The organism is Trichodesmium erythraeum IMS101, assembly GCF_000014265.1.
Classification (GTDB): domain Bacteria; phylum Cyanobacteriota; class Cyanobacteriia; order Cyanobacteriales; family Microcoleaceae; genus Trichodesmium; species Trichodesmium erythraeum.
Map to the genome: position 1 here is coordinate 7,234,584 of NC_008312.1, position 23,417 is coordinate 7,258,000.

At 32.7% G+C, this 23,417-nt stretch carries 20 protein-coding genes and 1 pseudogene; 16 read left to right on the forward strand and 5 right to left on the reverse strand.

Annotation, left to right across the window (positions count from 1 at the left end; translation table 11 throughout):
- Positions 1 to 54 precede the first annotated feature (54 nt).
- Complete coding sequence (locus TERY_RS22785) at positions 55 to 1,554, forward strand: AAA family ATPase (RefSeq protein ID WP_011613993.1); 1,500 nt, start codon at positions 55 to 57, stop codon at positions 1,552 to 1,554.
- A gap of 20 nt (positions 1,555 to 1,574) precedes the next feature.
- The gene (locus TERY_RS22790; RefSeq protein WP_011613994.1) at positions 1,575 to 2,018 is read left to right on the forward strand and encodes an SH3 domain-containing protein; all 444 of its coding nucleotides are present in this window, start codon (positions 1,575 to 1,577) and stop codon (positions 2,016 to 2,018) included.
- Between the two features lie 287 nt (positions 2,019 to 2,305).
- Here the strand turns inward: TERY_RS22790 and TERY_RS22795 are convergent, their stop codons facing one another.
- Positions 2,306 to 2,626: a PqqD family peptide modification chaperone gene (locus TERY_RS22795; RefSeq protein ID WP_011613995.1), complete on the reverse strand. Its 321-nt coding sequence runs from the start codon at positions 2,624 to 2,626 to the stop codon at positions 2,306 to 2,308.
- Between the two features lie 111 nt (positions 2,627 to 2,737).
- On the opposite strand from TERY_RS22795, the gene ispF reads away from it, so the two are divergent.
- The 3 genes from ispF (at position 2,738) to TERY_RS22810 (ending at position 7,687) form a co-directional block, all read left to right on the forward strand.
- Positions 2,738 to 3,235, forward strand: coding sequence for a 2-C-methyl-D-erythritol 2,4-cyclodiphosphate synthase (ispF, locus tag TERY_RS22800; protein WP_011613996.1), 498 nt, complete (start codon positions 2,738 to 2,740; stop codon positions 3,233 to 3,235).
- A gap of 172 nt (positions 3,236 to 3,407) precedes the next feature.
- Positions 3,408 to 4,577, forward strand: a complete 1,170-nt coding sequence (locus TERY_RS22805; protein WP_370496163.1) for an NACHT domain-containing protein — start codon at positions 3,408 to 3,410, stop codon at positions 4,575 to 4,577.
- Positions 4,578 to 4,663: 86 nt separating this feature from the next.
- Entirely contained in the window at positions 4,664 to 7,687 is a 3,024-nt protein-coding gene (locus TERY_RS22810) for an ABC transporter substrate-binding protein (RefSeq protein WP_011613998.1), read from the forward strand.
- A 177-nt stretch (positions 7,688 to 7,864) separates the two neighbouring features.
- On the opposite strand, the gene TERY_RS22815 is transcribed toward TERY_RS22810, so the two are convergent.
- Positions 7,865 to 8,065, reverse strand: a complete 201-nt coding sequence (locus TERY_RS22815; protein WP_044137026.1) for a hypothetical protein — start codon at positions 8,063 to 8,065, stop codon at positions 7,865 to 7,867.
- Between the two features lie 443 nt (positions 8,066 to 8,508).
- Here TERY_RS22815 and TERY_RS22820 point away from each other — a divergent pair, with 443 nt between their 5' ends.
- The 9 genes from TERY_RS22820 to TERY_RS29035 all read left to right on the forward strand — a co-directional run bounded on the left by TERY_RS22820 (position 8,509) and on the right by TERY_RS29035 (position 16,671).
- Complete coding sequence (locus TERY_RS22820) at positions 8,509 to 10,284, forward strand: ABC transporter substrate-binding protein (protein ID WP_011613999.1); 1,776 nt, start codon at positions 8,509 to 8,511, stop codon at positions 10,282 to 10,284.
- Between the two features lie 774 nt (positions 10,285 to 11,058).
- A complete protein-coding gene (locus TERY_RS33945) occupies positions 11,059 to 11,253 on the forward strand; it encodes a hypothetical protein (RefSeq protein WP_155994589.1) in 195 nt (64 codons plus the stop codon).
- Between the two features lie 213 nt (positions 11,254 to 11,466).
- Positions 11,467 to 11,832 carry an ABC transporter substrate-binding protein gene (locus TERY_RS33950; RefSeq protein ID WP_370497315.1) on the forward strand — a complete coding sequence of 122 codons (366 nt, stop codon included), beginning with the start codon at positions 11,467 to 11,469 and terminating at the stop codon, positions 11,830 to 11,832.
- A gap of 446 nt (positions 11,833 to 12,278) precedes the next feature.
- Positions 12,279 to 12,533: a hypothetical protein gene (locus tag TERY_RS33955; protein ID WP_155994591.1), complete on the forward strand. Its 255-nt coding sequence runs from the start codon at positions 12,279 to 12,281 to the stop codon at positions 12,531 to 12,533.
- 316 nt (positions 12,534 to 12,849) lie between these two features.
- A complete protein-coding gene (gene larB / locus TERY_RS22830; RefSeq protein ID WP_011614001.1) occupies positions 12,850 to 13,635 on the forward strand; it encodes a nickel pincer cofactor biosynthesis protein LarB in 786 nt (261 codons plus the stop codon).
- Between the two features lie 613 nt (positions 13,636 to 14,248).
- The gene (locus tag TERY_RS22835; protein WP_011614002.1) at positions 14,249 to 15,118 is read left to right on the forward strand and encodes a tetratricopeptide repeat protein; all 870 of its coding nucleotides are present in this window, start codon (positions 14,249 to 14,251) and stop codon (positions 15,116 to 15,118) included.
- Positions 15,119 to 15,504: 386 nt separating this feature from the next.
- The gene (locus tag TERY_RS29025; protein ID WP_071820772.1) at positions 15,505 to 15,600 is read left to right on the forward strand and encodes a tetratricopeptide repeat protein; all 96 of its coding nucleotides are present in this window, start codon (positions 15,505 to 15,507) and stop codon (positions 15,598 to 15,600) included.
- Positions 15,601 to 15,708: 108 nt separating this feature from the next.
- On the forward strand, positions 15,709 to 15,882 hold the full coding sequence (locus TERY_RS31450) for a tetratricopeptide repeat protein (RefSeq protein ID WP_081432569.1): 174 nt from the start codon (positions 15,709 to 15,711) through the stop codon (positions 15,880 to 15,882).
- 366 nt (positions 15,883 to 16,248) lie between these two features.
- Complete coding sequence (locus tag TERY_RS29035) at positions 16,249 to 16,671, forward strand: glycosyltransferase (RefSeq protein ID WP_081432570.1); 423 nt, start codon at positions 16,249 to 16,251, stop codon at positions 16,669 to 16,671.
- On the opposite strand, the pseudogene TERY_RS31455 reads toward TERY_RS29035, so the two are convergent.
- Positions 16,650 to 17,557 (reverse strand): annotated as a pseudogene (locus TERY_RS31455) (IS1 family transposase). The gene TERY_RS29035 and the pseudogene TERY_RS31455 overlap by 22 nt on opposite strands.
- 234 nt (positions 17,558 to 17,791) lie before the next feature.
- Between TERY_RS31455 and TERY_RS31460 the strand changes: the two are divergent.
- Both TERY_RS31460 and TERY_RS22845 read left to right on the forward strand, forming a co-directional pair.
- A complete protein-coding gene (locus TERY_RS31460; protein ID WP_196797143.1) occupies positions 17,792 to 17,959 on the forward strand; it encodes a transposase family protein in 168 nt (55 codons plus the stop codon).
- A gap of 278 nt (positions 17,960 to 18,237) precedes the next feature.
- A complete protein-coding gene (locus tag TERY_RS22845; protein ID WP_196797144.1) occupies positions 18,238 to 18,813 on the forward strand; it encodes a peptide chain release factor 1 in 576 nt (191 codons plus the stop codon).
- A gap of 321 nt (positions 18,814 to 19,134) precedes the next feature.
- Here the strand turns inward: TERY_RS22845 and TERY_RS22850 are convergent, their stop codons facing one another.
- Positions 19,135 to 20,430, reverse strand: coding sequence for a metallopeptidase TldD-related protein (locus TERY_RS22850; RefSeq protein WP_011614005.1), 1,296 nt, complete (start codon positions 20,428 to 20,430; stop codon positions 19,135 to 19,137).
- Between the two features lie 80 nt (positions 20,431 to 20,510).
- Positions 20,511 to 21,371, reverse strand: a complete 861-nt coding sequence (locus TERY_RS22855; RefSeq protein WP_011614006.1) for a Tab2 family RNA-binding protein — start codon at positions 21,369 to 21,371, stop codon at positions 20,511 to 20,513.
- Positions 21,372 to 23,417 lie beyond the last annotated feature (2,046 nt).

Here is a 23,417-nt window from a genome sequence, read left to right on the forward strand (position 1 = left end):
ACTTACCTGCAACTTACCTGCAACTTGCTGTAAATAGCGACTGAAAAAAATATTATGAATTTTCAAGCAGAGTTTGAACTACTATTACGTTCGTGCTATTCAATAATTTATGTCCAGACAAGGGAGGAAGAACGAGTAGAAAAGACAATTGCTGAATTAGCGAAAAAACAAGGTAACAGAGCAGTATATATTTGGGATTTTGTAGAAGGATATGAAAATAATCCTAATGATATAGGTTGGGGAAAAAGAAATCCTCTTCAAGGTTTAGAACTTGTGGAAAAGTTGCCGGAGTCAGCTCCGGCAATATTTATATTGCGAGATTTTCAAAGATTTTTGGAGGATATTTCTATTTCAAGGAAGCTGAGGAATTTGGCAAAAAAGTTAAAGTCTCAACCTAAAAATTTGGTAATCTTAGCTCCTAAAATATCTATTCCAGAGGATTTAAATGAAGTTATTACAATTATAGAATTCCCACTACCAAATAGTCAAGAAATTTCCCAAGAGGTAGAACGTCTTTTAGTGGCTATGGGTCAATATGTGGAAAAACGTTTATTAGATGAAGTAGTTCGGGCTTCTCTTGGATTATCTCTAGAACGAGTTAGAAGAGTTTTGGCTAGGGCGATCGCTACTCACGGAAAATTAGAGCTTGATGATGTTGATTTAATTTTAGAAGAAAAACGCCAAACTATTCGTCAAACTCAAATATTGGACTTTTATCCTGCTCATGAAAATATTTCTGATATTGGGGGTTTGGATAACCTCAAAGATTGGTTATTGCGACGGGGAGGGGCGTTTTCTGAACGAGCTAGGCAATATGGTTTGCCTCATCCTAGGGGTTTACTTTTGGTAGGAATACAGGGTACTGGTAAATCTCTTACTGCTAAGGCGATCGCTCATCATTGGCATTTACCTTTATTACGTTTGGATGTGGGCCGTTTATTTGGAGGTTTGGTGGGAGAGTCGGAGTCTCGTACCCGACAGATGATTTCTATTGCTGAAGCTTTGGCGCCTTGTGTTCTCTGGATAGATGAAATTGATAAGGGTTTTGCTGGGTTTAAAAGTCAAGGGGATGCAGGTACTACGAGTCGAGTTTTTGGTACTTTTATTACTTGGTTAGCTGAAAAAATATCTCCTGTTTTTGTGGTAGCTACTGCTAATAATATTCAATCTTTACCGCCAGAAATATTACGAAAGGGTAGGTTTGATGAAATATTTTTTGTGGGTTTACCTAATCAGAAGGAAAGAAAATCTATTTTTGAAGTACATTTATCTCGGTTACGACCTTATAATATTAAGAGTTATGATATGGAGCGGCTAGCTTATGAAACTCCAGATTTTTCTGGTGCAGAAATAGAACAGTCTTTAATAGAAGCTATGCATATTGGGTTTAGTCAAAATCGTGAGTTTACTACTGAGGATATTTTGGAGTCTGCTAGTCAAATTATTCCTTTAGCTAGAACTGCTGAAGAACAAATTAAGTTTTTACAAGATTGGGCTGCGGCTGGTAAGGCCCGTCTTGCTTCTAGATATGATGGCTTTAAAGGTAAGTTTTAATAGAAAGACACTGAAAAATTATGAATTTGTATGCATTTTTTAAGTTTTTAGTAGGCTTTATTTTAGCAATACTTTTACTAGCTGGAGCTAGTGCAACAGCAGTTCTCTATTTTGCGGCTAAACTCACAAAAATACCTGAAAAACCAATCTTTGAAAATGAAAAACCTGTAGTGGAAAATGTTGCTAAGTCTTCTCAACCAATTTTAGCTACTAGCAATGAAAAATCAGAAAATCAAAATGAGTTAGAGACTGGAACTTATAGAGCTGTTGTAGTAGAACCTATTGGTTTAATTCTTCGCGATACTCCTAGTAGAAATGCTATTCGTATTGGAGGTATTTCTTATAAGGAGAAAGTTATAGTTCTTGAAGAGAGTTCTGATAAGAGATGGCAAAAAGTTCGGGTAGATGATGGGAGCGATCGTATAGGTTGGGTTTCAGGAGGTAATACTAAAAAGTTGGATTAGATTATTAATAAATTGCTCTATAAATAATGATTTTGAAAGATTTATTTAAGGATTTTAATAATTTTTTCGACAAACTTCTCTTGATATTTTCTCAAAAAATTAGATTGAATAATTAATCACTATATTAATCAGATTTTGATATTTATGAGATTAAATAAGGCAGAATATCCCCTGTAAGACTAATTTGTAGCTTTCAGTAATGATAATTTATACTCAAGTTACTTTTAGTCATTTCCTAATTTCCATTGCTCAAAAATTTTTTTTACTTTTGGCTTCTGACTTTATTATTAAGAAACCATATCTTCTTGATAAAGTTTATCTTTTTGGTGGATTATTTTGATGATTCCATCATTTTTTAAATCTTCAATATATTCTAACAAATCATTTTTGAACACCTCGGGATCGACTTCTTCTAATTCTAAAATATCTTCATAAGCTTCTTGAATAGAATCAGATCCTACTAAGGCAAATAACATTTGAGCTGCTACATCATCTAACAGAAAATCTTGACCTTCCTGTTGAGCATTAACTATAAAAATTCCTCCTTCATCTTCTGCTAGAAAAAAATTATCTGTTAATACTACTTTTTGAGTGAATGAAATGTTCACAACTTACCTCGAATACCAATTAAATTAATTTAAATAATACTATTTTACCTTTAAAAAATTATATCATACAATAGTTAAATAATTATTTTCTATTAGGTAATAGTTAAGAATATGAACGTTCGTATAGGTAATGGCTACGATATTCATAAATTAGGGCCAGAAAGACCATTGATTTTGGGAGGAATTAAAATTGACCATGAAATGGGGCTGATTGGCCATAGTGATGCGGATGTTCTGACTCATGCTATTATGGATGCAATGTTAGGGGCTCTAAGTTTGGGAGATATTGGCCATTATTTCCCTCCCAGCGATCCACAATGGGCTGGGGCTGATAGTATAGATTTATTGAAGCGTGTTAATGATTTAGTTAGGGGTGTTTGCTGGCGAATTAGTAATATTGACTCGGTAGTGGTGGCAGAGCGTCCTAAGTTGAAACCACATATAGAGAAAATGCGATCGCGCTTGGCTACTACTTTAGAGCTAGAAGCAGATCAGGTTAGTATTAAAGCTACTACTAATGAAAAATTAGGTCCTGTGGGCAGAGAAGAAGGTATTGCTGCTTATGCGGTGGTTTTGCTACAGAAATATACTGAGATCAGAAAAGCATAATAATGAAAATACTAGAATGATCTGGAGTTCTTTCGTCAAATTTTAAAGTTAAAACATAATGGAATATCTAAGAAATCCTTTCACTGTAGGTCAGCCAGTTGCTCCAGAACATTTTGTGGGGCGCAAGAGTTTAATCGCGATCGCATTTGACTAAATATATCGTCGCAGTAATTTGGCTGTTTGGGGCGGTCCTGGTATGGGAAAAACTTCTTTCCTTCAGCTTCTGACGTCTGAAGAAGTCTGGCTTTCAAAAAATATAAATCCATCTGAAGCGGTAATTATTTATCTAAATTGCCAAGAAATTAATCCTTTCACGCCTGCTAGTTTCTGGCGCAGGATTATTAATTTAATTAGAGAAAAAACTAAAGATAATTCTATCCTACAACCTATAATTCAAGATTTACTAAAAAAGCCAAAAATAACTAAAGATTACCTACGTTTTGTGTTGAAAAAATTAGGTGAGCAAAATAAATTTTTAGTGCTACTTTTAGATGATTATGATGCGACTTTTCGTTTCCATTCTCAGTATAGTGAAACTGAGGTAGAAATATTTTTAAGTGAGTGTCGGAATTTGGCATATCATTGCTCAGAGAGAAAGTATCTATCAATGATTGTGACTTCATTGCGACGCCTAAGTGAAACTGGTCCTGGTCTGACACCAGAGAAATCTCCTTGGCATAATCATTATGCATTTCAACCATTAAAACCATTGAATCAAAAGGAGGTCGAGATTTTGCTTAGTAAAATGGACATGCCACCTGGACTATGTGATGGGATTCAAGAAATTGCTGGCGGAAATCCACTATTACTACAAAATGCTGGATTTCTTTATTATGATAAAGTGCGGTCTGAAGAAACACTTAGTGCTGAGAAATTTACCAGGGATTTGATAACAGCAACAGACCATATTTTTCAAGGCACATGGCAACTTGCTAATGAGTTAGAACAGACTTTATTAATGTTAGTTTCTTTATCTAATTTAGAAGGTCGCGTACAAAATAAACGCTATAATTTAGGTGATATTAATGTTATTTTTAGTCAGAAATCTCGAGAATTAATAGATTTAGAGGAAAGGGGAGTTATTAAAGGAAATAGAGAACAAGAAAATACAGGTTATTTATTTTCTTCAACAATTATGGAGTGGTGGGTAATTAAAGAAGTTGAAAATACTAATGTAGAAACACTTAAAGAGAGAGAGAAAGTATTTCTCAATTTGATGAGTCATAAACAAGTAAAAAAAGTAACAAGTGTGATTAAGTATTTGTCAGAAAACAAAGAAGCTATAAAATCTGTTGTGAAATGGGTAAGTAAGCTAGCAACGTACTGCGCAAAGTTTTTATAATTACTTAATTTATATATTGTTAGATGTTGAAAAAAAAATTATGTTAATTGGTAATGGTAAAAATATAATCGGGATAAAAATTAATAATGAATATGACATCTACAGAAAATTGGCGAAATCCTTATAATATTGGTGGTTCTATTGATGAACCAAAATTGTTTTTTGGTCGAGAAAGTTTGTTTCGTGTTATTGAAGATAATTTGAATAATAATCAACGAATTATTCTTCTACATGGTCAAAGACGTATAGGTAAATCTTCTGTATTAAAGCAAATTCCTAAACAGGTACGTTTGGATAATCAATTTGTTTTTATTCTGTTAGATTTTCAAGATAAATTCCAATGGTCTCTCGATCAAATTTTCCATTATATTATCCAAAAAGTTGCTCAAGAAATTTTTGAGAATTCGGAAGATACCACACATAGTATTGATTTAGTTTCACTTGAAGGCTTAGAAAAAGATCCCAATGAATTCAGAGAATTATTGCATTCGATAGTCCAAAAATTGGGGAGTAAAAATTTAGTATTATTACTGGATGAGTTTGATGTATTTGCAGGCAACAATAATGACTCAACATTTGAAGATTTCTTTGGATACTTAAAGACAATTGTGTCTGAGGAAAAGCAACTTTTTATTATTCCTGTTGTGGGAAGGCGACTAGATGATATGCCGAAACTTCTAAGATTGTTTAAGGGTGCGCCTAAGCAGGAAATAGGATTACTAGAAAGAGTAAGTACGAAAAGGTTGATTACACAACCTGCTAGAAAATTTCTGCAATACAATGAGGGAGCAATAAACGAAATTTTTCGACTTTCAGCGGGCCATCCTTACTTTACACAAGCTATATGTTACGCTGTGTTTGTACAAGCACGGGAAGAGGAAAAAAGTGAGATTTTGGAGAGTGATGTAGGCAGGGCGATCGAGAAGGCTATGGAGTTAAGCGAAGGAGGGTTGGATTGGTTTCGGGGAGGTTTGCTGAGACTAGAAAGAGTTTTATTTTCAGCAGTAGCAGCAGCTCAAGAGAGTGTTAAGCAAATTCAGTCACCTCCGGAAAACTTCTTCAATTTGCTTGAAAGATATGGAGTTCAAATAAAACAACTACTTCGTGAGCAACTACTTCAGGCACAACAAGCTTTGAGTGAAAATGATTTTTTAGATCCATCTGGGTACAAAGTTACAGTTGAGTTTGTTCGTCTTTGGTTAATCAAATATTATCCACTACGCTCAGAAATATGGGAATTGGAGAAGCTTGATGATGAAGCTAATAATTATTACGAAGGAGCTGATAAATGGCGGATACGAGGGGATATAGATCGTGAGTTAGAGCATTATAATATGGCTTTAGAACTTAATCCTAACCACTTTAGTGCTTTATTCCGGTTGGCTGCACGATACAAAAAAAAGCAAAGATTTCAGGCAGCATTAGAACTATACGAGAGAGTTTATAAAATTCATTCACAACGTGGGAAAGAGGAATACATAGAGTTATTGTTTGGTTATGGTGATCATTTAATTCAAGAAAATGGTTCTATAGAGACAAAGTTAAGTGCAGTTAAAAAGCTATACGAAACGGTCCTAAAAATCGAACCATACAATATGGAAGCTCAAGAGAAACTTAAAGATATTAAAGACAAGGAAAATGCTCTATTTTCTGTCAGTAAGAAGTCTAAAACAATTCCAATTCGTAATGTATTTTTGACAGCAGCTTTAGCAGCTCCTCTGCTGATTGGAATAGGAATATTTTGGGGATTAAAAACTAAACAAGATCCAGATTTTATACTCGGAAAATCAGAGCTGGATCAGCTAGAAATAGAAAGATTTAGCAGTGGCGAAAAAAGAATGTTTGATTGGTATAACAACACAGATGATAATATTAAGTTTATAAGTTGTAATGTAAAATTTAAAGTTTCTAATTACAAAGAAGCAGTTAGTTGTTTTCAAGAATTTGTAAATTCTAATCGCAACGACCCAGAGCCATTGATTTACTATAACAATTCTCTAGCTCGCGAGAATAATAATAATCCTTTAAAAATAGCTGTAGTTGTACCAGCAGATAAGAACAGTCAAAGAGCTAAAGCAATTTTGCGAGGTGTTGCTCAGGCACAAAATGAATACAATAAAAACTACTATTTCTCAGGAAATAGTAGATTACTGGAAATTATTATTGTCAATGACAGTAATGATGATGAAATATCTCCAAAAGTAGCTCAAGGAATAGTCAGAGATAAAGAAATTTTAGGGGTAATAGGACATAATTATAGTGATGCTACTAAGGCAGCATTAGAAGTATATCAAAAAGAAAAATTGGCAGTTATTTCTTCTACTAGCACAAGTATAGAATTAAAAGGTGATACTTTTTTTAGAACGGTGATTGATGACTCTGTAGCAAGTAAAAAGCTAGCTGAATATGTCAAATTTCGATCTATAGAAAAGATTGTGATTTTTTATAACAAAGAAAGTTCATTTAGTAAAAGTATCAATGGTTTTTTTGATTTTTACTTAACAACTTTGAAGCCTGACATAAAGGTTAAAAGTATAGATTTGAAACAATCGTCTTTTGATCTCAATAAGGAAGTTCGGGTGGCAGCCAATAACCAAGTTGAAGCTGGAGCGCTATTTGCAAACATAGGAACAATTGACTTAGCAATAGAGGTTGCTAAAGCTAATTTTAAATTGCCAGAAAGCCAAAGATTAAAATTAATTGCTGGTGATAGTTTTTATAATTGTGATATCTTAGACAAAGGTGGGGAACCACTTAAAGGTTTGATTTTATCAATACCGTGGCATAAACAATTAGATACAGCAAAAGAGTTTGTAGCTAGAGCAAAAGAGCAGTGGGGAGAGGAGGAGGAGGTTGGCTGGCGCACTGCTACTAGTTATGATGCAACTAAGGCTTTTATTTCTGCGTTATCTAATTCTGGCGATGATCCCACCAGGTCTAAAGTGTTGGAAAAACTTAAAGAGGTAAATGTTCCAGCTAATGAAACCTCTGGAGAACATCTTAAATTTAATCCAGAAGGAGAAATTGCTGGTCAAGCAGTTCTTGTGGAAGTTGTGGAGTCTCAAAACCCAGCTTGCTCTAGTTTAGATTTTAGTTTAATAAAAGAGTAGAGTGCACCTGTTTAATTTTCAGCCTCAAACTTAGCTAAGATAATACGAATTCCTAATAGCTTTAAAGACGTTTTCAAAATCGGTAAAAGTGATGCTTTAACAACAGTAAAAAAAATTAATAATCTCCGCATCACAATTTTAATTGACTAATTATCTCCTGGAGAACTTGCCCTTGGGTTAAATAATTTCATTAGTGGCATTCTTCACCTGAGCAACAATATCAACGAATTCAGGATCACAGCTATCTGCCATACTAACTATTATCCAATTTTTATTATGGTCATTGTTGGCTACATTGAGAAATTCATGAGTACAAAAGATTAATTTCGAGTCATTATACCGAAGGGCTGATAGAGCAACATCGTTGGTGAAAGACATCAACTCTAAAGAAAATAATTATCTCTTCATTTTTTTCAGTTTCAAATAAATTATTCTGCCTAATATTATTTCTGTAAACTTGAACTAATAAAAAAAATAATTGTAATTCTTATTAAGAAAACAGCTATATTTGCTAGTAGTTTCACCATACTAAATGCAGTTTTGAGAGTATATTTATATCGATGAAAAGATTGGCTATACTATAAATATGAGATAGGCTTAGAGAGAATAAAAGATAGCTTTAAGTCACCATACTTGGTATTACTTATTATCAAGAGTGACAAAATAGTGCTAGAATATGAATTTAGGAAGTAAGCCTTAGAAAATTTCATATTATAAACTTGTTTCCAAATGATATTATGATAAATAAAAAAATCAAATGCGCAATTAAAACAGACTTTAGCTATAAGTAAATTAATAAATAAACTGACAGTTACTTAAAGATGATTCAACTTAATATTAAACAAAACTATTTTCGTAAATTAGCAATTTTATTCACAGTTATTTTAATATTTTTCCTGAGTTCTTGTAGGCAAGCAACATCAAATTATCAATCTCGTTTTGTTGTTTCTACTCCAAGTGATACTTCTACTTTTAACTATCCATTAAATCAGTCAGCATATAGTGTTTTTGGTTATATTTATGAGGGCTTAATTATTGAAAATGGTGTGACAGGAGAATTAGAACCAGCCTTAGCTGAATCTTGGGAAGTTTCCGAAGATGAACAAACAATAGTTATCACTTTAAAAAAAGATTTAAAGTGGTCAGATGGAGAACCTTTAACTGTTGATGATGTGGTATTTTCCTATAACAAAATATATCTGAATGATAAAATTCCTAGTAGCGTTAAAGACATTCTTAGAATTGGTAAAAGTGGTGCTTTACCAACAGTAAAAAAAATTGATAATCTCCGTGTAGAATTTTCTACGCCCGAACCTTTTGCTCCTTTTCTCAGATATGCAGGAGGGTTAAATATTTTACCTGCTCATGTTTTAAAAGAATCAGTTAGTACTACTAACTCGGAAGGAGAATTAAACTATCTAACAAAATGGGGAACTGATACCCCAGTCACAGAAATTGTTGGTAATGGTATGTATCGCCTCAAAAGTTATGCTCCAAATCAACGAATTATTTTAGAAAAAAATCCTTTTTATTGGCGCGAAGATGACCAGGGAAATAATCTGCCTTATATTGAAAATATTGTTTGGCAAGTAATCGAAAATACAGATAATCAACTATTAAATTTTCGTTCTGGAAAACTAGATACAATTAAGGTAGCAGCAGAAATGTTTCCTCTGTTAAAACGAGAAGAAAATCGAGGCAAATATACTATATATAATGGTGGTCCGACATCTACTTCTAGCTTTATTTGTTTTAATATAAATCAAGGGAAAAATGCTCAAGGAAAACCATTGGTAGACCCGATTAAATCTCGATGGTTTAATAATAAAGCCTTTCGACAAGCGATGGCCTATGGTATTAATAGAGAGGCTATGACAAATAATATATATCGTGGATTAGGTGCGCCCCAGTATTCTCCAATTCCTGTTACAAGTCCTTTTTATTTATCTCCAGAAGAGGGTTTAAAAATTTATAATTACGACCCGGAAAAAGCTAAAAAACTTTTGCTTAGTGCTGGTTTTAAATATAATCAAAATGGTGAGTTATTAGATAGTGAAGGTAACCAAGTAGAATTTACTTTACTCTCAAGTGCAGGGAGGAAAGTCAGGGAACAAATGGCAACACAAATTAATCAAGATTTGGCAAAATTAGGTATTAAAATAAATATGCAGTTTTTAAGTTTTAATACTTATGTAAGAAAGCTCACATTATCCAAAGATTGGGATGCTTATCTCGGAGGTTTTACAGGAGGAAGTATCGAACCTCATGGTGGTTATAATATTTGGTCTGTAAATGGTAGATTACATACTTTTAATCAAGGACCTCAACCGGGAGATGAAAAAATAGAAGGTTGGAAAGTAAATGACTGGGAACAACAAATAGATGATCTTTATATTCAAGCATCTCAAGTTTTTGATGAAGATAAACGAAAGGAATTTTATGGTCAAGCACAACAGATTATTGCTGAGGAATTACCTTTTATATATATGGTAAATCCTCTGGAATTTGATGCTATAAGAAATAGAATTAAAGGTATTAATTATACTGAGCTAAGTGGAGGATTTTGGAATTTATATGAGTTGCAAATTTCTGATTAAGTAACTATAAAAATGAAAAAGATGTGGAAATTAATTGATAATTTATTTTTTCCTTTGACTACTTAAAACTAAATATAGTATTTCTCTGTTTAATGAGGGTAAGCATTTAGCAATGCTGCAGTCAGCTCGAGCGCTTTTCCTAGATCATGCTGTGCAAAAATATCCATGAAAGTAATAAATTATAAAGGAATTGCTGATCATCTTTTTCGTGTGGGACTTTTAATTCTTCTTGGAGGTTAAATTTTCCAACTAGGCTGATAGCTGACAGCTAAATGCTTACTAATGAGGCATATTTTATCCTCCTAGACTTAAATTACACAGCCACCAACATATATAGTAGGGATTTTCATGTTGTGGAGCACTCCGGTGGTTAACCCCTAATTTTGGTATATAACTTTATCTTTTGTGTAAGTCCTGTGCTTCTTAAAAAAGGGGAGTTTGAAGGCTCTCCTCTTTTTAAGCCATGGTTTATAAAGATATTTATTAACATAAAATGTGAAAAAAGAGAGAAGTTATAATTAGGCAATTTAATAAATATTTCGGAAGAGTAGATGTATTGTAAAAATAGGTTTTTTGATAATTTCGTAATTTAGCGCTTATTCTCTCCTCAAAGGATAGCTTTTTAAGGGGGGCGAGGAAGACATAAAAATGTACTTCATATATTTAAAGAAATGCTATATAAGAGTATCTGATGGTCAAGAAATAAAGTTAAGATTATCAACTACTCACTAAATATTGACTACCCTATAGCAATAATCTTAAGTTACAATTATTGTGGTAATTATACTTAAAAGATTTCAACGAATACCATCAAATTATCAATCTTTTCTATTTATATCTATACATAGTAATACTTCTAATTTTAACTATCCATTAAATCCTTCAGTATATAAATTTTTTAGCTATATTTATGAACCATTAATTATTGAAAATGTTGTCACAGGAGAATTAGAAGCAGATTTAGCTTAATCTTGGGAATTTTCTAGAGACGGACAACAAATAATTATTAAATTAAAAGCATGATTAAAATAATAAAATGGAGAAACTGTAACTTCTAATGATGTGGTATTTTCCTATAATAAAATCTATCTAAGTTAGCAAATTATTGCCAGATTTCAAGATTCTATTAAAATTGGTCAAAGTTGTGCTTTACTAAATGTCAAAAAAATCGATAATTACCGTATAAAATTTTATACAGTAGAACCTTTTTCTCCTTTGATTAGATATGCTGGAAGACTACCAATTTTACCTGCACGTGCCCTACAAGAATCAGTTCGTACTATTAACTCTAAAGAAGAATTAAACTATCTAAGAAAATGGTTAACTGATACCCCGGTAAAAGAAATTATTATTAATGGTATGTATAGACTCAAAAGTTATACTCTACATCAACGAATTATCTTAGAAAATAACCCTTTTTACTGTCGTAAGAATGAGCAAGGAAATACTCAGCCTTATATTGAGAATATTGTCTGGCAAGTTATCTCAAATAGAGATAATCAAATCTTAAATTTTTGCTCTGGGGAGCTAGATACAATTAAAGTATAACCAGAAATTTTTAATTTATTAAAAAGAGAAGAAAAACGAGGTAAGTATATTATTTATAATGGTTGGTTTTCATCAGTTTTATCTCTTTTAATCTGAATCAGGGTCGTAATGCTCAAGGTAAGTCATTTATAAATTCGATTAAGTCTAAATGGTTTAATAAAAAATTTTTAGACAAGGGATAGCTTATGCTATTAACAGGAAAACAATAGTAAACAATATATATCGTGAATTAGGTGCCCTTTTATTCACTAATTCCTGTTAAAAGTAATTTTTATCTATCCCCGAAAGTAGGTCTGAAAGTCTATAAATATAATCTATAAAAAGCAAATGCACTATTAGTTAGTGCTGGTTTTAAATATAACTAAAATGGTGAATTATTAGACAGTCAAGATAATAGAGTATAATTTACATTGCTATTAACTGCTGGTAGAAAATTCGCAGAAAAAATGGCAATACAAATCAATCAAGATTTAGCAACAATAGGAATTAAAATAAATCTACATTTTCTTAGTTTGAATACCAAAGTGAAACGACTAAATTTGTCTAGAAACTGGGAAGCTTATCTAGGTGTTTTTGTAGGAGGAGGTGTAGAACTTCATGGTGATTATATGATCCGGTCTGTAAATGGCAGACTACACACTTTTAATCAAGGAAGCCAACCTGGAGAAAAAGTAATAGAAGGTAGAAAGGTAACAGAATAGGAACAATAAATAGATGATTTATATGTCAGAGCATCTCAAGTCCTAGATAAAAAAAACGGAAACAACTTTATACTAAAGCAGAGCAAATTATTACAGAATAGTTACCTTTTATCTATATGGTAATTCCTTTATAATTTGAGGCGATAAGAAATAGAGTTAAAGATATTAAGTCTGGTAAATATGGTAGGGGATTCGGGAATTTATATGAATTGCAAATCTCTGATTAACTCTAATTTTTATATCTAAGAAGTTAGCTATTATTTTTGTCCGAAAATACTTATAATTATAATTATCAACTTATAATCAAACTTTTTCCATGGAATCTAAAGCATTAAAAAAACTATTAGAGGCAATTGCTCTAGGTGATGTAACTCCAGAGGCAGCTTTTGAAAAATTCAAGAATTTTGATTTTGAAAAGGTCGAAGATTTTGCCAAAATTGATCACCATAGAAATATTAGAACAGGTTTTCCAGAAGTTATTTGGGGGCCAGGCAAAAAAACAGAACAAATAGTTAAAATTATGGAGGTTATGAGACAACATAATCCCGTAGTCATGGCAACTAGAATTGAACCAGAAATATATGAACAATTGCAAGATAAAGTTTCTAATCTTTATTATTATCAGGATGCCAAAATATGTGTAGTTATGTCAGATTTTCCTAGGCAAAAATATGAAGGTATAATTACAATTTTAAGTGCTGGTACTGCTGATTTACCAGTGGCAGAAGAAGCAGCAGTTACGGCGACTCTTTGTGGTTTTCAGGTTAAGCGTCTTTGGGATGTTGGGGTAGCAGGAATTCATCGGTTATTGAGCCATCAACATTTAATTGCGGAAGCTGATGTATTAATTGTAGTAGCAGGAATGGAAGGTGCTTTACCCAGTGTAGTGGCAGGTTTAGCAGATTCTCCTGTTATTGCAGTACCTACAAGTGTAGGTTATGGTGCTAACTTTAATGGTTTGGCTTCCCTATTGACAATGTTAAATTCTTGTGCACCGGGAATAGGTGTTGTGAATATTGATAATGGTTTTGGGGCAGCTATTTTGGCAGGACAAATTATTAGAACGGCTGAGAAGTTAGCTAATAGAAATTTAGCAGAATAATAAGTTGTAATTCTCATTTTTGCTCCTGACTCTATAGTGGGGGCATCTTACCTAGTAATATAGAACGCGTGTTAATTGATAGCTTTTATAACAGTTAATTTGAAGGGAAAACACCTTGAAAATTGTTAAAATTATGACTACTTACTCTTGAGTTCTAACTATCACAAAAATATTACAATTTTAAGATTGCTATAGTGTGCTTGAGTGATATTAAATTCTCTATATTTATTAATTTTAAGGCTGGCTGAACTTTAGCTGTATCGCAGGTAGACGACTAATTGGTTACAATATAGCTCGACTATACTCAAGGGTAACACTTAATTTGACTAGAAGTAAGCTTTCTTGAAATATTCTTTATGGATCAGCTGTGAAGATAGGTGACAGCCATGGGATAGTGGTATTCAACAAAAATAGGAAGCTTGTATTAAGGGCTAAAATATCGTTTTGGGTAGGTTCAGCAGAGCGGTATAATTCTGGTTTCCTACTCCTAGGGAGGAAGAAATAATAAATGCTATAATTATATGTTTTAGCTATGTTGCTAAAAATTATTAAAACTATAATAGTGCTATTATAATGGAATATATAGACTAAAACAAATTGTCAGGTTTTAATTATGTCATTATCTTTCAAAAAAGTCGCTGCTGCTCAAAAAAATCTGGAAAGAGGCAAAGAGCTTAAAAAAAAGGGTTCGTTTCAAGAAGCGATCGCCAAATACAATATGGCTCTTAAACTGATACCGGACAATATACCGGCTTTGATCCAGTTGGCTTCAGCTTATGAAGCTCAAAAAAACTGGAAAGAAGTGGTTAAATGTTGCAGAAAAATTGTGGCTTTCCAGCCCAATAATGCTAGAGCTTATCTACAACAGGCCAGAGCTCTGAAGCAACAAAATAAACTATATGGGGCAATAGCTGCATTTCAAGAAGCTATTGAAATAAATAAAAATGTACTGAGAGCTCGAAATTACAAAGAATTAGGAGATTTGTTTATTCAACTAAAAAGCTCCAAAAACCAAAAAGCTCGGACTAATGATGCGATCGCAGCTTATCAAAAAGCTGTGGAACTGAGACCTAATTTCCCCCCCCAGGTTCATATTAGACTGGCTGACACTCTGCAAAAACAGAAACGCTTTGAAGAAGCTATTGTTTCATATCAAAAAGCGTTAGAAGTAAAACCAAATTTGGGTGCAGGAATTTATGTGAAGTTAGGGAAAGCTCAACTCAAACAGGGGCAACTAGAGGAAGCGATCGCTACTTATGGAAAAGCCGTTGAATTAGATCCGAATTCTGTAGCTGCCCACAAAAATATGGGGGATGCTTTAAAACAAAAAAGATTATTCAATGATGCAATAAATTGTTATAACAAGGTGATAGAAATTAATCCAAATTCTCCCAGTTTATATCGTTTAATAGGTGATATTTTAACAGAACAAAATCGGACTACGGAAGCTGCTCAATATTACCAAAAAGCTGCTTTAATTTAGAATATCGCTTTGATTTCCCTCTAAAGAATACCGTTTTACAGGAGTTATACATTCATGCATTTATACATTAATATTTTAATTTTTTAAAACTTTGAAGCCCTCATTAATTTGAGGAAATTATTTCACGTCTAAAGTTTTAAACTGTTTGTAAAAATTTTCAAGTGAATTGATAAACCATATAAAGGTTCAATAAATTTTTGCTGTAACTCTCATTTTTCCTACTTAGTTTTTAACAAAAATTAGGAGGTTAAAAACGAGAGTTTTCTTTATTTATAATTGTCTTTATTCTAATTAATCTCAAAACTTTAATAATTCAGATGTAACTTGCTGAAACTTACTTAGAATATGCTAAAAACTATTCTGATAAAAGAAAATGGGAAAAGGTTATATCCTATTATAAAAAATTGGCTAAACTGCAACCTAATAACTGGGAAGTTTACCAAAATTTAGGAAATGCTTTGTTTGAGATCAAAAGTTGGTAAAATGCAGTTACTTCTTACCGTCATGCTATTTAACTTAACCCAAATTTCGATTGGTTTCATTATCAGTTAGGGGAAACATTGATTAAATTAGGACAGTGGCAATAGGCGATCACTACTTACCAACGCGCTTTAGAACTTAACCCAAATTTACCTAATATCTATCAAAAACTAGGTGATGCATTTCATCAAAAATTTACCGCATATCCGGTAGTAATGCTAAATACTTATAGACAAGAAACTCAAGAAAACCCTGACAATATTCATATTTATAATCTAGCTTGAGAAATTCAACCTAATGATGTCAAATTATGTTTTAGTTTGGCTAATACTCTAGAGAAAAAGGGAGAAATTCATCAGGGAATTAACACCGACAAAAAAGTACTTTGAATAAAACCCACTCACTCTGAAGTAGCTTTAAAATTAGAAACCCTATTAAACATACAAAAAAATATCTATCATCTTCAAGTTAACCAACTATTTCCACTATAATAATCTAAAAAATATCTAGATAAATTTAGTTAAATAGCCTTAGAAGCATGTTTAAATACAGATTAAAAAATTACTTTTACTGAAATATATAATCCAGTAGTTAGTATTATTCTGATTTTACATAATCGTGCAGAGTTAACCTGAAGCTGTTTAAATTCAATTCTGACAAATAGTTTTAGCTCCTTTGAAGTAGTTATTTTTGATAACTGTTCTACAGATAGAACTCAGCAACTACTGTCACAAATTAAAGGAGTAAATATTATCTTTAATCCTGAAAATTATCATTATATTCTAGCCTGTAATCAGGCAGCTAAGTTAGCGAAAGGTAATTTTCTCTTATTTTTAAATAACGATGATCAGATTTTAGGAAATAGTATTACTGCGGCAGTTGAAACCATAAAATCTTCAGACAATATTGGTGCTGTCGGTGGCAGAATTATTTTCCCCAATGGCACTCTTCAGGAAGCAGGAAGTATTATCTGGCAAGATGGTTCTTGTTATTGTTATGGAAGAGGTGACTATCCAATAGTACCACAATATATGTTTAGGCGATCGGTTGATTATTGGGTAGTGCACCAGTAAAGTGTGGGATAAGTATAATAGTCGTTCCAACTCCAAGGAGCGATCGCCAACTCAGCTCCTTGTGCAGCAGTATTTTCTTTGCGACTATGAACCCAAATTCAATTGAAATAGGCGATCGCTAACCTCACTGTTATCTCACCGAGTGTGCCCAGACCTTACCAAATTTATTCTATCGCTAACCTCACTGTTATCTCACCGAGTGTGCCCAGACCTTACCAAATTTATTCTGTCGGCGGTGCCATCTACCTATCTGCTGTCTGAGAATACCGTTAATTCGCTCCTTATGCTGCGTCTGGTATGCCCCAATGATGTGCTTGACTTCAGGAGGGAGCACTCCCTCGTACCCACCCCAATCATCAGTATACCAATGTTTACAGTTAGTTTTCCCTTCTGTGTTGGCAATTAATTCTGCGATGAACTGGTCAGTGTGTTTGCCGACACGAGTGGCCAAAATCAATCCACTTGATGATGCTTGAGTCATCCCAATCCAATAATCACCTTCTGTCAATTCATTCATCTGACAGTGTTTTTGTTTTTTTGGACGAATGACCAAAATTGGTCACTACTGATTTGTGAGGTTTCTATGTTTTGTACATGGGCATTATGAATTATTTGCCCTTTTTGAGAGGCTGCTCTACTCCAAACTAACTACTGTATTATAAGCCTTGTTAAATGTGGGACTAATTCCTCTCAAGGTAGCTGCCCTCAACATGAGCTTGTAGCAACCTAGGGCATTTTTTCTGGTTCAATTTGCCGACGATACTATAGAGTGTCAAAAGTAGAGCTTGAAAGTTTGTCCACATTCGGGACAATAGTATGGTTGAGTTCCTTTACTGGTTTTTCCGTGCTTATGGGGTTTATGATGACCACACAGAGGAAATTCCATAATTATTTCCACAATAATGGGACTATATTCATCAAATCATTCCCACACTTTCTTGATGGACTACCAACACATCAACAAAAAACTAAAATTATAAAGATAGGGTATTCCCTACGGAACCCTACGGGAACGACAGTCAAGAAAAAAGATTAATTAACGGAGTAGTCGGGAAAAAAAAGGTTAAAAGTCAAATAAAAATCATCTTAACTTTATTTTATTCACCTCATATGCTCACATTTGCTCATACTAGGAATATCTTTTGGTATCAGTGAGTCAACAGCAAATAATATCTTTCATTATTGGATAGATATATTACAATATTTATTACCTTGTAGTTTATTCAAACAATACCGAGAAAAAAAATGTGTGAAATCTATTGAATATTTAAATTATTTTTTCTTCTGATTAAGGTATTTTGATACTGTACATCATTGATTTTTCAATTCCTATATTGCTATTGATAAATTAGAAAACAAACTGACTAATCTAAATTTAGTATTTGTTGAAAGTAGCAGTTATCTCCTAGCAGTAACTTTTAGCCCTGAGTTAGTATATTTAACCATTGATATTATTGATGTAGCTGCTTGGTATAAAATACCTATAAAAGGAGAATTTAGAGATTACTAAATCTTGCCTACTTGTGATTAACAGGATTAACTTAGATTCTTATATAGGAGCTAACCTTGATATTATGGAAAAAGATGCTAGAAAAACTCTCGGCGATCGCCCTTTTGTTTTTATATTTCTTGAGTACAAAAGTCGGTTTATATCCAAGGTTATATTGTATCCAAAAGTATCTAATTTCAGATAAACTTTATTTTCTTAATCATACAAATCTAAAACCAATGAATAATATTTGGCAACATTTGAAAAAATTACCTTGGCCAGAACTATTTTTAGTTAGTTTTATTGCTACTTTAACAGTCTTAGCTTCAGAAGTATTATTAATTCTCAGCTATACTTATTTTTTGGTGATTATTAAACCATTAAATATGTTACTTTTATCTCCTATTTTTGGACTATTAATACCAATAGTAGTAGGAGTGGGAATGGGAGCATTAGCAGTTTATTTATTGGAATGGTGGCAGAAAAAATGGTTACTAAACAATTCTAGTCTTTGGGCCCTAGTTTTATGTTTATTTATCGGTTTATTATTAAAATCTTTATTTCCTTTGCCTAGTATATTAGTAGCTGCGTCTAAAGCTTCATTAATAAGTTTAGCTATAGGGGTTTTTTGGAAAGGACGACCTTATTGGTAAGGTTGAAATATTCCTAGCCGTTAACCCTCAAGGATGATGAATTTTGACACAAAAAAATCAACCATGATTAAGTGAGGGAGACAATATTATCAACTATCAGAATTAAAAGTAAATGTCGGTGAAGCCCAACTATTATTGAATCAAAAAATCATCTGTAATAGAGAGCATATAATTTACTCGTATATAAAAAGCAGAAATATTGTCAAAAATATTCAGAAAAATTTTTGTGGCATAAATCAATAATAAGTTAAACATCGCGTAAAAATCATATTTTTGATCTCCAAAGTCCTAGGATAGCTATATTAAATTCGCACAAGTAATTTAATCCACTTTACTAATAGTAGATAATCCTTCTACAATTACATGAGGAGTGTAACAAGATCCATTCCATTCCCCATCATTTCCTAACTCTACTAATTGCTTTAATGCTGTATAAACATTACCCGTAATCATAGTATTTTTTACTCTACCAACTATTTCACCTTTTCTAACACGATACCCAAGTTCAACACTAATAGAAAATTCACCAGAAATACCGGCACCACTACCTAGAATTTGATCCACTATAATTCCATCATCTAACATCCCTATTAGTTCATGTAGCGATCGCTTCCCTGGCTTAACTATAAAATTAAATAATTCTGGTGTAGGATATCTACCTAAGTCCGGGCGAAACCCATTACCAGTAGTCCCACTACCTAATAATCTCCCAGTAGTTGTGTCTGTATAAAACAGTTGTAAAACACCCTTTTGAATAAATTCTATAGAGCGGGTTGGAGTACCTTCATCATCAAAAGGACAACTAAATGGTCCTTTGTCTGGTTGTTGAGAAATAGTAATTTGCTGATTAGTGACAAGTTTCCCAAGGTGTTTGCTCCAAGGAGAAGCACCTTCTAGTACCTGTTTGCCATTCAAAGCTCCAGATATAGTATTCCATAATAAATCTGCGGCTTTAGCTGTAAATAAAATAGGTAACCTACCACTAGGGGACGTTACATTCTTATGTGCCCAATTTAATCGTTGTAAGATTCGGTTAGCGACCTTCTTAGGATCGAGGCTATTTCTTTGGATTTGACCATCAGATATATTTAATAAATCATCACCCCTTACCCAATTAGCCTCTACATAACCACTTAAAGTTGTATCTATATGATTACAATCTAGTCCTAATGAGTTAATCAAACGGGTAGATTCAATTTCATAATCCCATTCTCCATTACAAATCACATCTGGATAAAATTCTCGAATTAATGCAATTGCCTCTTTCCCCCACTTGATCAGTTGTTCTATGGGTACATATATACCTTGGCTAGGATAATGACGATTTTTGGCTTTTGAGACTAATTCAATATATTCTGGTTCATTCAAATTACTTATAGACATAGCTCGTTCTACTAAAGCTGTTGTTTCCACGGGTCCATAAGCTACAGCTAGTCCTGGACGTCCATTTCGCCAAAGTCTCAGTGCTATTCCTTCTGACTGGATACTTTCTAGTTGCTTGAGTCTATTACTCTCAAAAAATATGGGCCGGGAGTATAATCGCGCTTGAAATACTTCTGCTGCCTCAGCCCCTCCTTTAGCCGCTAGTTCTAGCAGTTGTTCTGCTAATTCGGTCATAACATTCTGTTTGGAATTTTTGATTTTAAAAAATCGAATTACTAGTAGGATTGTATCAGTGTCCAATACCCAAAGCTTAACTAAACATTAATTTCTTGTAATAACCAAAAACCAGCAAATGATTCTGATTCTGGATTTGACTGTACTGCCAGAAAATGAACTTCTTTGGCCTTTGACTTGGCTTCGGAAAATCTTTTAGCTTCGGCAATAGTAGATGGATTACTCAGATTAGCTAAAATCCAACAATCATTACCTCCAGTATTTAATAGTAACCTAGCTGGAGAGGCAGGTGAAAATTTGATAAAAGCTAACTCTAATCCTGACATCCAAGCTGCTAAAGCTTGTGCCCTAGATGAATAGATTATTAAACCAGGAATAGCAGATAATGGTGCTAGATTCATCATACTGAGGGGAAAAGCTTCCCCAAAATCAATATCCCACTCTGACATTTCCGTAAAGGCCCCTGCTTCTAAACTAACAAATGTCCACCTCTCTCCAATTAATGCATCTGGTAAAGGTTGTGGTGCAGAATTCATATATTGACCTGAAGGATTTGTTCCTGGTTGATAACCGGGGTAAGTTGGATAAACTTCTTCCATTCTTTGTTCTAGCCACTGATTAAGTAAATAAGTGCGACGACTTAAGGCTATCGGTATGGCCAGTTCTCCACAAGCTTTGGTAATCATGTTATTCATTTGGCGACGGAAGAACCGTATTCTTTCAGGGGGTTCGGGAGCTTGAGCGATCGCTTTTTCAATAGCACTCCGTAGCCAAATGGAGTTGACTTCTTGGCTATTTGTAAACTCTGAATAACGATATAAAGAGTCTGTAGTGTCATTAATACCTATGGGACTTTGGCAAATTAATAGTTCCCAAAGTTTTTTTTGTCTCTCATCAAGTATTGGACGACTGTAAAAGTCTAGTTCCCAAATAGTTGTCATGCCTTAATCTTAGAATATATTATGCTAAATCTAGTTAGTTATTATTCTCAAACTACCAGAGTTTGTGAAGAGTTTGGAGGGAGAAGATATTTTTACAATGAATTGAAAAAAGAAGTAAGTGAGTAGAGGAGTTTATATCATATTTCTTTAAATACCCACTTTGGGAAAATTTTAGGGAATTGGGAATTGGGAGCAATTGATGTGAGAAATGTATTTTTATTATGGCTAATTAATGAGACTTAATATTACAAAAGTATGTTTTTTACTTTTCTTCTAAAATTTTATCAAAAAATCTTGAATATATTAATTTTTGCATTAATTTCCACACATCTATTATCTTAAAAATCAGGCTTTTTTTTGATATTTTATACTAAATAAAAATGATTCCTCTCCCCTTTGTTCAAAACTTATCTCTGTAAGGAGTGGGATAGGGGTCAAGAAGTAAACATAAGAATAATTAATATATTACTAGCTCGTAATTATCAAGAAAATTATTTGTACCGTCTTAATTACTTATAATACTTTTGAGGATGGTTAGGTGTAGTTTAATACTTATCTTTATTCTCTATTCCCTAAATTCTTAAAACCTTTGTACCTGATTAACTCTGCTCTAAACTAATGAAGTAAGTTAGTGTTGAAATTAGTGTTGAAATTGGTTACTATGTAACAAAATATAAATTTATCTCAAATCAAATCTGTAGAAGAGAATATCTTAAACTCAGTCTACAAATCTTAATAGCTAATTTTTTTCATGGCTATTTACTTAACTCCAGAACTACTATAAGAATTAAAGCATCATATCAGTATACATTTTTTTGGGGAATTACTATTAGTTTAGTATTTAAGTAATTTTTCTAGGCTAGATATAATTGTTGATTACAAATAAAATATTCAAAGTCAAGTAATGCGACTATAGAAGCTTTTAATTTTAATATTTACGATGATACTATAAAATCTCAAATATCTAAATAAGTAATTAATATAAGCACTTAAAAAAAATTGTTTACCTACCTAATTTCATGTGAGATATGTAGTATAAGAGACTCCCTTTGATAAAATGTGTAATTAATTGTGTCTACCTACTCAGATATTAGATGTAAATTTCAGATTTATTCAACAAGACCCATATCCCAACTATGAAAGATAAATTAACTCAAACAAATGTCGCAAAAGTTCTAAGGATAGCTTTTCAGAGGGTTCATACTCTCAGAAAAATTTTTTTACCTTAACAAAAAGGCTTGACTAACATAACAATAATATTTTCAGACATATATTAATCAGAGAGGAAAAAAGAGTAGCACTCAGTATTCAAAATAGAGTTATATATAGAAATTTATTGAAGGGGTGACAAGCTAGTTGAAAGTTATATGTAGAGAATGATTTGCCTGTTGAAAGCAAGGAACACTTAAACAGAAAGGGAACGCTTATTGAGAATATATGTGAGTGTAGTGCGGTTGGACAGCGTTGCATTACCAGCATCATATCACACCTACTGCTTGTATTAAATAAATTTTCAAGTATAATCGCCAACAATATTAGAAAAAAAGTTACTTTTATTAATTTTAATTAATCCTAAAAAGTCAACAATTGTACAGCTTTTTAATCTTTGACATAGCTTTAATTCTTGTTCAATATTTTGTATATATTTTCCCTTACTTTCAGATTTGATTGGTAGCTGAAAGTAATTAGTTAACTTTGAAATTTGTATAGTTTTAGATCGGGAAATTAAATATAATAATAATTGTAATCTTATCAAAAGCTCGACTAAACCAAAAAGTGCTTGAGGAGATAATCAAAGAGATTGACTTCAAGATCAATGATGAAATTTAAGCTAAGAAATGAGAACAAAATAAAGCCATAAAAATTAATTAAGCTCAAGAAATTTCCCAGGCAAAAACTACAAATTTCCGGTATTATTTAATTTACGTTCCTAACCTAAAAATAAAATAGGAAGAAGAAAAACTCTGTGATATTAGTCTGGCTGTGAAAAATATAAATATTTAGTTGAATATAATCAAAATCATTTTAGCAATAGTCAATTATATG